Origin of the sequence: Psychrobacter sp. NC44 (genome assembly GCF_904846655.1) — a bacterium.
Taxonomy (GTDB): Bacteria; Pseudomonadota; Gammaproteobacteria; order Pseudomonadales; family Moraxellaceae; genus Psychrobacter.
In genome coordinates this window covers 147,016-159,158 of sequence record NZ_CAJHBN010000007.1, presented here as the reverse complement: position 1 = coordinate 159,158, position 12,143 = coordinate 147,016, and the positions used below count along the sequence as shown (strand labels likewise).

Sequence of the window (12,143 nt, the reverse complement as noted above, 5' to 3'; positions counted from 1 at the left end):
TGGATGCAAAATGACTTATCCAAATTGTTTTATGATATTTGTCCTAGTCATAACACTTTTATTTTGAACTAACTATACATCGCCTGCATTTGAACATGGCCCATAAACCAATAAGCTCGCTTTCGGTATCTTTCGCATGACAATCTCTCTTATATAATCAATTCATTTAAACCTAGTAAGAAATCCTGAAAGTATAGGATAGTTTTTCAAAAATTTGAACTTTATTCTTTCAGATTTTTTGAGCGAGTACCTCGAGGATAAGTACTTTGCAAAGCAATCATCATAAATCATTTCAGGAAAAGGCAATATATTACCCAAGAACTCCTGTTTTTCGAATAAAACCTCGATCTTTTTATATAAATTACTTGTAGTGAAATCATCGTTAAAATTAATATATTTATTCATCCATTTTTGATTCGGTATTAACCGTTGAATAGTAAGATTACTTATTTCATCAAATTCAATAAAAATATTACTTCCTACAAAGTGTTCAGTACCATAATCCACACGCACCCCAAAATCGGATATCACCCCAACATGAATACCTCTCTTTAAGCAGTGCATAATCACTGTAGACCCTATAGATAAAACGAGATCTGTATTTTCTAAAGAATCTAAGATAGGCAGCATATCTCCATATATAAAATGTATATTGTCTAATTGTTTAAAAAGTTTATATATTATTTCATAATGATGACTTTCTTGATGTGTAACATTATTCTCACCTACCTGTGAACGAGCCTTAATAAAAATACCCCAACTCGGATATTTTTTTGCAAGTTCAACTAACTTTTCGATAATGTAGAATCTCTCAGTCAAACTTTTAGGAACATCAGGCTGTACTATAAATACTACCTTTCGTTCATAGGGTTCATATTTCGCAAAAAATTTGATCGTAGCAGTACTTGTGTTTTGTAGAAACCCTAACAAGTGGATTGGAGACTGTTTGTAGTCTAATTTTTTGAGATAATCGTTAAACACTTCATAATCAAATAAAGTGTTTACACAAACTATGTCAGAACCTAACCTACAATTAAGAGAATGAATATTATATGGGTCAGTAATACCATTATATCCAGTAATAATTATAGGTCGTCTAGAAAACTTACTCAATTCAAATATATCTCTAACTCTTCTAATATATTTATGATTCGCCCCGCCCCCTAAAGCGATAATTAATATATTTGCATCTTGTAATTTATTCCAAGATTTCTTAGAGTCTAAAATGCTAAAATCATAAGATTCATTGCCTCTATACATGAATCTTACTGAGCTTGTAGAGTAATAATTAGATAAAGACTCTGCTAACATTCTAGACCACTTTATTCTAGAGTCCGTGTCCGATATTATTAAGATATTAGTCAACTATGAACCTATCAAATCTTTGAAGACCTTTATAATATCTATTTCGCGTTTGAAGTATCCTATAGATGGACTTTTTATAAAATTATCTAATTCTATTAAATCAATGCTTTCGATAGATGAGTCTATATATTTAACTAGCCCCTCGTCAATATATTCTTTATAATTCAAGAGTCCTTCTTTAGAATAAACAAAGGATTTAACATTATAGAAGTCCGCTTCAAGAACAGTAGTAGATCCTGAAGTTATATTAAAATCTACAGCTTTAAATAAATCTGAAATTAAAATTTCGTCAATAGTGCTACCAAACAATACATTATTAATATCTTGAACTTGTGATTCAATAACTTTATTACCTTTAGGATGAGCTCTAATTATCCATAGAATGCTATCTTGTTGTTTCATTATTTTAAGAATATTATTAGGTATAACATTATCTTTTTGTAAAGAAACTAATATTTTATAATCACAATTCCAATTACTTATCATCTTAGTAATTTGATTATCACTTTTAGAATTAAATTCAAGCCATTTATATCCTAATGGGATAGCTTTATGATGAGTATTGTTATCTAGAACAACTTCATTAAGATAATTAGCTTCCTTATCACTCCAAGTAAAGAAAATATCAGGTAAAGCTTTATATCCACTGATTGGCAGTTCCTGCCAGTTATCATAAAGCATACTATTATAGCCGTGCATTACACCGTGCTGGATATCTGCTGTCATGATATTCATTCTTTTTGCAGCTGTTACTAGAGGCATATTATAGTAGTAAGGATGAAATAAAATTATTTTTGGATTAAATTTTCTGAGTAATTTCGTATAGAAATCAATCATATGCATTTGCCAGTCGATAAAACTATTTATTCTACCTTCTGTGAACTCTATAACTGGAATATTTTTATTCAAGCTTTCTAAAAATTTATATGGGAAATCTGCTTTGCTACTGTAACCTCCAGTAAACAAATTTGATGGTAAAACACAAGTAGGGCGATTATAGTAAAGGGGTATTTTATCTACTGCCTTTGAAGTTGCCTTAATAATTTCAATTTTCTTACACGTAAACTCTTTACTCAACTCATCTATAAGGGGATCAATCAACCTATTATAAATCTTACCATCATATTTAACATGATCAGTAGAGTTTAAATTAGAGAAAAAAAGTATATCATTTTCTTGATCCTCTATTTCGTCTATTAAAGACATATACTCTCGGTTTTTAGCCAAATCATAGGCCATATCATGAGATACATTTGAAGGTCTGCACAGCTGAGTTTGGTAGGGATTAAAAAAATTACTACCCTTAATCTGTTTGTTAAAAGCTATTTCTAATTGTACCATTAGTTCAGCTCTAAGAAATGGCCACAAATTCAACCCTTCATATTTGAACTTATTTAAAGCTAGTTTCGTCTTAGCTTCTATTAAATAATTAACATATACTTCTTGAGGTATTTTTTGAGTTAGACTTTTATTTAATTTTAGATCTTTTTGTCCTTTATCAAATTTTTTATTAATGTTTTCAGGAATATTCCTATTAATTAATTGCTGTGGTGTTTTATCTCTAATTAATAATATACGTTTGTTCTCAATCGCATCCTTCAAAAATGATAACGGGTTATTAACTAGCTTTGTTAGCTTACTCATACTTTAACCTTCAAAATTAAATGTTGCTTGTCCATGAAGAAACTCATTACAATCATACCTAGGTAACTCAAATTTATTATTAATAATATCTGTTCTAGTAATATCCCTCGAACTCACACTGAACCCATATTTATAATTTTGATGAGCTAATATTTCTAACACTCTTTCATCGTAAGATTGCTTTCCACCATAAGGAAAGCAAAATCCATTTAATTCATTTGGATAAACTAACTCCTTTAAATATAAATTCGAAGTTGATAATTCATCTAAAAGATTACTATCTTCTAAATTGGATAGCAAGTTATGAGAGTGTGCATGACATCCCATTTCCATTCCATTGGCTTGCATCTCTAAAATATTTTTCTTAGATAAATAGTAAGTCTCAGCTAAATCTTCTTCAGGAAACTCAAGAAAATGTTCCATTACTCTGTCAAGGACAGCAGTTTTCCTACTAGGATTTAACTGATAATTTACTATCCTTTTGAATTCCTTAATACTTTCTTCAGAATGCTGATTTATGTAAGTTGTTAAAGCGAATTTTGTGTTCGCACTATCAATGAGATCATTTTTTGTAATTATTTTTTTAATATATTTAACGAGATCATTAGCTTCATATCTTCCAAGTAGGTAATGCGTTCTGTGTACATCAAGCAACTTCTTAGATATAAAAGGTAAAGTTGATATAAAAAAAATCCCCCAAAGACCCTTGCTTTTTAAATAAGGATAAACATAGTCATAATGATCACGTACTCCATCATCAAAAGTCAATATCATTCCCTTATCAATGGTTTTACCTGTCTTTAAACAGTAGTAAAACTCTTCTTGATTTAATATGTGATACTCTTTAGATAGAAAATCTATTTGCTTTTGGAAATCAGAGAAATCGAGGTGTATAAATTTAGGTATCTCGGAACTTGCTTCCCTAATGTAATGATACATTATTGCTTTCATATATTAAGCCCCTTAATCAGTGTAGGCCTATCTTGGTCTCCATCACCTTTGGTTACAAAATAACCATCCATTAACTTTGGATGCATAGCAAATTTTATTTCTACATTTCTAGAATCGAATGGCTCAAAATAATTGGGAATTATAGTTGCGGAGTCGGTATTGTTAAGTATGAATTTAGAATGAGTAATGGTGCTTATATCAGTACTGATTAATATATCTATATATTCATAGCCATTTTTAATTATAAAAGACTCCAAACTCTTACTTACCCTTGCCATTGATGCTGGTTGGCCATAGAAATCTATAATTCTTAAGATTTTTCTCTTGCTTATAGTAATCTCTCTACAAACTATTAATAAGTCCTCTTCAGGAATGGTTAAGAATGAGTATCTATAGTATGGATGATTTAAGTATTTATTAACTAGATATCTAACATTTTTATAGCAGGTGCTTTCATGATAGCCTATACTTCGAATATCAACACTATCAACTAACTCAAGCTCAAACAGAATCTCAACATCATTATCACTAAATTTTGGACTATGAGCTATCTTAAAATCATTAATAGTAGGGTTAGCTATATATAAGTGATAAAGAGATTGAACTTCGAATCCTAAATGATTATATAATTGCTCAGCTATAGCACTCATACCATTTGTTGCAATAAATGAATGCTCATAATGTTGACGTAAAAAAGAATATACCATAATGCCTATAAATGGATTTGATGCATCCTCCCTACTTTTCCATAGAGACAACCATATAACGTCTTCTTTGGCTAATGCTTTATCAAATCGAGAAGTAGGAATAAAACCTAATACACATTCCAATTCATTATTATCATCTTTAGATATAATCATATTATATCTACCAGCTGCTTGATCGTAGTATTGATAATCAAACATTTCTTTACTAGTGGCTAAAATATGATCTTTTTTCCAAAAATCATTGATAAATTGCATCACTTGAGCTAAATCTTTCTCTCCACAAAACTCAATCATCATGAGTACCTAATCTAATATCATCCAACTGAATATATGAATATTTTCCATATTCTTTTTTGTTATCCCAAACAAAGAAACCTTCTACTTGATCAAAACCAGATCTATCTTCTAAAAAATCCTTCATAGGTTTATTTCTATCAGTTTTTTCGTAATTAACTCTGACTTCAGATTTATCATGTTTAATGGCAAAGTCAATTATGCTCTTAAGGATTAGATTCTCAATATTCCTTCCCATGACTCTGCAACTCATAACGAAATCATATATTTGTATATAACTATCATATATCTCAAAGGTAACTACAGCCGTTAGCCCTGACTCACCATATTTATCTGATACCCGATAAGCCCAACAGTACCTAGATTGCTTCTCTAGCCAATTATCAATTTCTACTTCAGAAAACCTACGACTGATAGCATTAAATTGGTTTGATTTATTTAAAAGTTGAATTATTCTTTTTTTATTATTTTTATTGATATCTTCGAGCTCAACGTTTATTTTAATTGACTTTAACCAATCATCATGACTTAAGCTCTCTTTGAGCTGCTTTCTATCTTTCTCAGCAGCAAACATCTCCACTCTTTTTTTATCTTCATCACTAATCGAGGATACATTAAAACAGGTCAGTGATAACAATGCTTCGGCATAGTCTGCTGGAGACTCAGGCCAGTCAGGAACATAAACGTCAGGCAGTGTTTCAGAAACTCTACCTCGTTCCACAGGATTATCATCTATAAACACTAATGAACTAAGTCCCAAGTTTAACTCTTCTGCAATCTCTACGATATTAGCAGCCTTATCTTTCCAATTAATTCTCCATGCCGAAAAATCATCTTTTTTCAGATGCATTTCTTGATTATTTTCCAAAGCATGTATTGCATTTTCTTCATAGTTTTTACTTGCTATTGCTAATGCAACCCCCTTATTTTTCAATGTTTTAATAGCTTTCTGAAAATCTAAAAATGCTTCACCAGCTACATCATGTCCTCCAATTTTTATACCTTCAATTCCATCATCCCCTAGAATACCACCCCACAATGTGTTGTCTAAATCTAGTACTAATACTCTCCTAGATTTACCCAATACACCTTCGATGCAAGACAATAAAACCTCTGAAACCTTTTTGAGGAAGTCTAAATCATATGGCATTTTTATTAGGTGTTTCATTTGATTATCAAATACACTTCCTTTGTGACCTATCATGAGATCATTAAAGTTTAAAACATGTATATTTCCGTCATCTTGAGTAGTCTCTATAAATTTGTTATTTAAATGATTGATTAGATATTGAGGGCCATAATTTTTATAATCTAACATACCGTGCAAATAGTTTTGCGGTGGTTTTGTCCAAGAAAACATCAAAATATTTTTTACAACTTTAGAGCATTTCTGTAATATAGAGATGAAATCATTTAGTTCTTCATTTAGAGAATTGAAATTAAAATCAAGAAATTTCACTGACTTATGGTACTCAGGAAAGAGATTTTCTGCTTTAGTCCATATAACTAGGAAATCAATATCAGGCTGCTCACTCTTATTAGCAGCATTAACAATATTAATTAGGTTTTGGTAAACTTGACCATAAGGCAAGTTTACTACTTCAGCTTCCTCCAAATAATTAGTAAGTAAGTTAGCAAAAGGCTCCGAATTAAAGTCTGAAACAACTGTTACATTCATTTTATTTAATCTCCTTTGACAGATAGGCTTTTAACTTACCTATGTCTTCTAAGAAAGAAACATCTGCTCCTGTATTCAGTGCATCTATAAGCTTAATCTTGAAGCCAGTCTCTTTATAAATTTCATTCTCAAGCGTAGAAATAAATATTGCTAGTCCAAGCGAACTAACATTACTGCCTTTTTTCATTAGTAGCTGACTATCAACATTCTGTATATGATTTTCATTTTTTAATTGTAAATTCGTCTTTTGAATTGCATCACTTATAGTTTTATCTAACATCAATTACAACTCCTTCAAATAGAGATATCTGTTTTTTTAATCTGGCTACCTTTAACAATATTGTTGCCAGCAACTTTACCAATCAATAAATCATACTGATCTACTAAAAAATCCCCTGTTCCAGGACGACGTACCCAAAGATTTTCTTCAGTTAATGTTTCACCTGCCTTAATATCTTTGTAGGCAACAACTGAAGCAAAAGCAAAATCGATGGTTGATTGTTCTTCAGCAACAGCTCCTTTAGAACCACCACGAGCTTTTGCAATCGCTTTACTACCTTTGATGAGATCAGCCATACCATCTGAATCCATAGAACAGTTAATGTCTGGGCCCGCTCTATCAAAACTATCCGTGAAGTGACGTTCTAGCACGCTAGCTCCTAATGCTACTGCACCTAAGCATGCATAATTATCTATACAGTGGTCAGACAAACCAATGACAGCGTTAGGAAAAGCCACTTCTAGCTCAGTCAGTGCACCTAAACGCACTAGCTCATATGGAGTTGGATATACATTAGTACAATGTAAAAGCGAATATGGAACTTTTGCAGCTTCTAGAATATTTACAGATTTTCGAATACTTTCGATACTGTTCATACCAGTAGATAAGATAACAGGCTTACCAAATGAGGCGACAAGTTTGATTAGTGGATAATTATTACACTCTCCAGATCCTATCTTATAAGCTTCTACCCCCATACGTTCAAGACGATAGGCAGCTTCTCTAGAAAAAGGAGTGCTAATAAACATCATTCCTTTAGATTCGATATACTCTTTGAGAGCCGTTTCATCTTCTTCATTTAATGCACAGCGCTCCATGATCTCGTAGATAGAAACATCAGCATTGCCAGGGATAACAGACTTAGCTTCTTCAGACATTTCATCTTCTACTACATGCGTTTGATGCTTTACCATTTCTGCACCCGCTCGATGAGCAGCATCTACCATTTCTTTAGCAACATCCAAGGAACCTTCATGGTTAATGCCAATTTCAGCAATAACTAACGGTTCGAAGTCGTAACCAATATCGCGGTTTCCAATTTTAAAGCTTGGTTTCATAATAATTTACCTTTAGTAATTGAATTTGCTCTTTCTAAATCTTTATAACTATCAATATCAATAGATTCATCTTCGCCCATTTCGAAAAATCTTGTTGGATGGCAAAAAAATGAATCATGCTTAATCAGGTTTTTAAAAGAACTTATATAAATAGCACCATTAACCCGTAAAGCTTTTGGTAACTTCTGTCTTGGTGCCTCTAGATCAGATATCTGGCGTATAGGCACCATCTCACCTGTGTCGTCTTGAACAATAACTTTATAAGGGTGATGCTCGCACAATGTCGCTGATACTACAGAATTTACAGGATAGTTACTTTCATATTCATTGATACAGGCTTCTATATCACTGACTTGGCGTAACGGACTAGTTGGTTGAAGAAGAATACACACTTCATCAGATAACATCATATCGCCATATATATCTTTGATAACATCAATAGTTTTTGCACTATCTGATGAAGTCAAATGTCGCCTTCTATGAACTTCAGCATCATATGCTATAGCTTCTTCTATAATACTTTCAGAGTCTGTAGAGACGATTACTCTACTAATACTCTCTATACTGTTGGCAGCATTTATAGCTCTGCCTAACAAAGATACTCCATCTACAAGCTGTAGATTCTTATCTTTGATGCCTTTTGATCCACCACGAGCTGGGATAATTGCGATATATTCCATTTATAATCATTCCTATCTTTAGAGATCCACGAAAACTTTTTGGACTGGAATATTCCACATTCTATCACTATCAATATGAGACTCAAATAACTCAGTACTATTCCCTTTACCAAACCAAGTAGACTTCTCAACGTCGAGCTTATCAATCTCAGTAAGTGCTCGCTCAATTCCTTCCTCTGAATAGTCACAATCTAGGACAGACGGTCCTCTAAAACGAGAGTTCTGCCGAGTCCCTATATTTACACTAGGTAAGCCATAAAAAGGCGCTTCCCTAACACCAGCACTTGAATTACCTATAATAAACTCTGAATTTTTCAAAAGGACTAGAAATGACTCAAAATTGATTGATGGAAATATTCTAAAATTTATATGATTTTTATATCTTTCAATAACATCAAGTATCTTAAGACTACCAGGATCATTATTCGGATAAATAACCACATATCTTTTCTCTGACCTATCAAGAACTTTAAATAGATTTTCAGTATATTGCTTAATGTCTTTTTCTTCACTTGTCACAGGATGAAACATTACAATGCCGTAATTTTCGAAGGTAATATCATAATGATTTTTCGCTTCTTCTAAGCTAGGTAATACACCTGAATCCATAATATCTAAATCTGGAGAACCTATTATGAAAATAGCTTTCTTGTTCTCTCCCATCTGTATCAATCTTTGCTTAGCTTCATCATTAGCAACCATATGAATATGAGAAAGTTTAGTAATTGAATGCCTTATAGAGTCATCAATAGTTCCTGATAGCTCGCCACCTTCTATATGACACACCCGAATGTGATTAAGCGCCCCCACTGTAGCTCCAGCTAGTGCTTCTATTCTATCTCCGTGCACAACAATCATATCTGGATCTATAGAGTTTACTAAACGTGAAATAATACTAATTGTATTCGATAGTACAGAGCACATAGGTTCATCAGTATGCTGATTCGAGATGAGATAACTATTTCTATAGTTCTGCTTTTTCACTTCAATAAATGTTGAGCCATATAACTTCATCATATGCATGCCTGTAACTAAGACATGAAGTTCAAAATTCTTCATACTCTCAACTTTATCCATCAAGCTTTTAATCTTACCAAAATCAGCTCTCGTACCTGTTATAAATAGTATTTTTTTCATTGTTAGAGTTTCGCTTAAGATTGAATAAAAAAAGACACCCCATTGTAGGGGTGTCTTTGTTTCTTTGCAATGCAGTTTTGGTAGTTAAACTGTAGACTTATGCCTATCTTACCAACCAGTAACTTCTTTTAATTTCTCGCCAAGCTTAGATGGGTCACGTGTATACGCGATACCAGCATCTTCAAACGCTTTGAATTTCTCTTCAGCAGTACCTTGACCACCAGAGATAATAGCGCCAGCATGACCCATACGCTTGCCTTCTGGAGCGGTAACACCAGCGATATAACCAACGACTGGCTTGGTTACATGGTCTTTGATATAAGCAGCTGCTTCTTCTTCAGCAGTACCACCGATCTCACCGATTAGGATGATCGCTTCAGTTTGTGGATCTTCTTGGAACAGTTTCAATGCATCGATCTGGTTCATACCAGGGATAGGGTCACCACCGATACCGATACAAGTTGACTGACCAAAACCAAGCTTAGTGGTCTGAGCAACCGCTTCATAAGTCAATGTACCAGAGCGTGAGATGATACCTACTTTACCTGGCAAATGGATATGACCTGGCATGATACCAATTTTGCACTGACCTGGTGTGATAACACCTGGGCAGTTAGGACCAACCATGCGTACGCCTTCAGCTTCTTCGATATAACGTTTTGCTTTTAGCATGTCTAAAGTAGGCACGCCTTCAGTAATAACGATAATCAATTTAACACCAGCATCTACCGCTTCAACGATAGAATCTAGTACGAATGGTGCTGGTACATAGATAACAGAAGCGTCAGCTTGGGTCGCTTCCATAGCTTCTGCCATCGTGTTGAATACTGGTAGGCCTAAATGCGTTTGACCGCCTTTACCTGGCGTTACGCCGCCGACGACTTTGGTACCGTATTCGATGGCTTGTTCAGAATGGAACGTACCATTTTTACCAGTGAAACCTTGTACCAATACTTTGGTATCTTTATCGATTAATACACTCATTATTTATTCCTTGTATTCGGTGGTCTTGCAATAGCCACTTGATGATGTGTTATCCATTAAATGTTAATGATAAATTTATACCAACAAGCTGCTATTACGCGTTGACTACTATGCTTAAGCACGTATATTTAGAGGACTATGCCTCAAATATATTAAGCTTTAACAGCATCGACAATTTTTTGAGCCGCATCTGATAGGCCTTGGGCAGAAATCAATTTCAGACCAGACTCTTCTAGGATTTGCGCGCCTTTTTCAGCGTTGTTACCCTCTAGACGGACAACAACAGGTACTTTTACGTCAACTTCTTTGATAGCAGCGATAATCGCTTCTGCAATCATGTCACAACGTACGATACCACCGAAGATGTTGATTAAAACACCTTCAACGCTGCTGTCTTCAAGAATAATCTTGAATGCTTCAACAACGCGATCTTTAGTCGCGCCGCCGCCAACGTCCAAGAAGTTAGCAGGCTTGCCGCCGTACAATTTGATGATATCCATGGTCGCCATAGCAAGACCAGCACCGTTAACCATACAACCGATATTGCCTTCTAGAGCAACATAGTTTAAGTCAAACTCAGCCGCTTTAAGCTCACGCTCATTTTCTTGTGACTTGTCTTGTAGTGCTGCAATTTTAGGCAGACGATACAGTGCGTTTGAATCGATACCAATTTTGCCATCAACACAAACGATTTCGCCATTTTCACGAACGGCTAATGGGTTGATTTCTAACAAGGCAAAATCGTTATCGATAAATGCTTGATACGCGCCTGTCATCAATTTAACGAATTGATTAATTTGCTTGCCTTCTAAACCTAGTTTGAATGCCACATCACGTGCTTGGAAAGGCATCAAACCAACTAAAGGATCAACGTTTACTTTAAAGATTTTTTCTGGTGTCTCATTTGCGACTTCTTCGATATCAACGCCGCCTTCGGTTGATGCCATGAACGTTACGCGACGCGTAGAACGATCAACGACTGCACCAAGATATAGCTCAGTTTGTACTGGATACATATCTTCTGCAACCAATACGAAGTTAACTGGTTGGCCATCAGCGTCAGTTTGGAAAGTAACCAAATTGGTACCGATAAGCTCTTCAGCAACTTGCTTGGCTTCTTCACGAGTTTTAACCAGCTTTACGCCACCCGCTTTACCGCGACCACCAGCATGTACTTGCGCTTTAATAACCGCAATGTCTGTTGGCGTTTTATCAAAAGCAGCAGCAGCTTCGTCGCCGTTATAGGCAATAATGCCTTCTTGAATCGGCAAACCATAGCTTTTTAATAGCTCTTTTGCTTGATACTCATGTAAATTCATTGATTGTATCCTTTATTTTTTACAATTAATAAAAAGTGAAAACAAG

At 34.2% G+C, this 12,143-nt stretch carries 11 protein-coding genes; all 11 read right to left on the bottom strand.

Annotated features, from left to right (window positions below; all coding sequences use genetic code 11):
- Window positions 1–162 precede the first annotated feature (162 nt).
- Window positions 163–1,365 carry a DUF6716 putative glycosyltransferase gene (locus tag JMX95_RS07440; RefSeq protein ID WP_413786830.1) on the bottom strand — a complete coding sequence of 401 codons (1,203 nt, stop codon included), beginning with the start codon at window positions 1,363–1,365 and terminating at the stop codon, window positions 163–165.
- Window positions 1,366–3,009 (bottom strand): hypothetical protein, encoded by a 1,644-nt coding sequence (locus JMX95_RS07435; protein WP_201560442.1) that lies wholly within the window; start codon window positions 3,007–3,009, stop codon window positions 1,366–1,368. It abuts the gene before it with no gap.
- 3 nt (window positions 3,010–3,012) lie between these two features.
- Window positions 3,013–3,960 (bottom strand): polysaccharide deacetylase family protein, encoded by a 948-nt coding sequence (locus JMX95_RS07430; protein WP_201560441.1) that lies wholly within the window; start codon window positions 3,958–3,960, stop codon window positions 3,013–3,015.
- Window positions 3,957–4,964 carry a hypothetical protein gene (locus JMX95_RS07425; RefSeq protein WP_201560440.1) on the bottom strand — a complete coding sequence of 336 codons (1,008 nt, stop codon included), beginning with the start codon at window positions 4,962–4,964 and terminating at the stop codon, window positions 3,957–3,959. Before JMX95_RS07425 ends, JMX95_RS07430 begins: the two co-directional genes overlap by 4 nt.
- Complete coding sequence (locus tag JMX95_RS07420; RefSeq protein ID WP_201560439.1) at window positions 4,954–6,639, bottom strand: HAD-IIIC family phosphatase; 1,686 nt, start codon at window positions 6,637–6,639, stop codon at window positions 4,954–4,956. Before JMX95_RS07420 ends, JMX95_RS07425 begins: the two co-directional genes overlap by 11 nt.
- A gap of 1 nt (window position 6,640) precedes the next feature.
- Window positions 6,641–6,919, bottom strand: a complete 279-nt coding sequence (locus JMX95_RS07415) for a hypothetical protein (protein ID WP_201560438.1) — start codon at window positions 6,917–6,919, stop codon at window positions 6,641–6,643.
- A gap of 14 nt (window positions 6,920–6,933) precedes the next feature.
- On the bottom strand, window positions 6,934–7,977 hold the full coding sequence (locus JMX95_RS07410) for an N-acetylneuraminate synthase family protein (protein WP_201560437.1): 1,044 nt from the start codon (window positions 7,975–7,977) through the stop codon (window positions 6,934–6,936).
- A complete protein-coding gene (locus JMX95_RS07405; RefSeq protein WP_201560436.1) occupies window positions 7,974–8,657 on the bottom strand; it encodes a cytidylyltransferase domain-containing protein in 684 nt (227 codons plus the stop codon). The genes JMX95_RS07410 and JMX95_RS07405 overlap by 4 nt, the downstream gene beginning before the upstream one ends.
- Before the next feature lie 18 nt (window positions 8,658–8,675).
- A complete protein-coding gene (neuC, locus tag JMX95_RS07400) occupies window positions 8,676–9,794 on the bottom strand; it encodes a UDP-N-acetylglucosamine 2-epimerase (RefSeq protein ID WP_201560435.1) in 1,119 nt (372 codons plus the stop codon).
- A 108-nt stretch (window positions 9,795–9,902) separates the two neighbouring features.
- Window positions 9,903–10,778: a succinate--CoA ligase subunit alpha gene (gene sucD, locus JMX95_RS07395; RefSeq protein WP_045455414.1), complete on the bottom strand. Its 876-nt coding sequence runs from the start codon at window positions 10,776–10,778 to the stop codon at window positions 9,903–9,905.
- A 152-nt stretch (window positions 10,779–10,930) separates the two neighbouring features.
- On the bottom strand, window positions 10,931–12,097 hold the full coding sequence (sucC, locus tag JMX95_RS07390) for an ADP-forming succinate--CoA ligase subunit beta (RefSeq protein ID WP_055123662.1): 1,167 nt from the start codon (window positions 12,095–12,097) through the stop codon (window positions 10,931–10,933).
- Window positions 12,098–12,143: the final 46 nt, after the last annotated feature.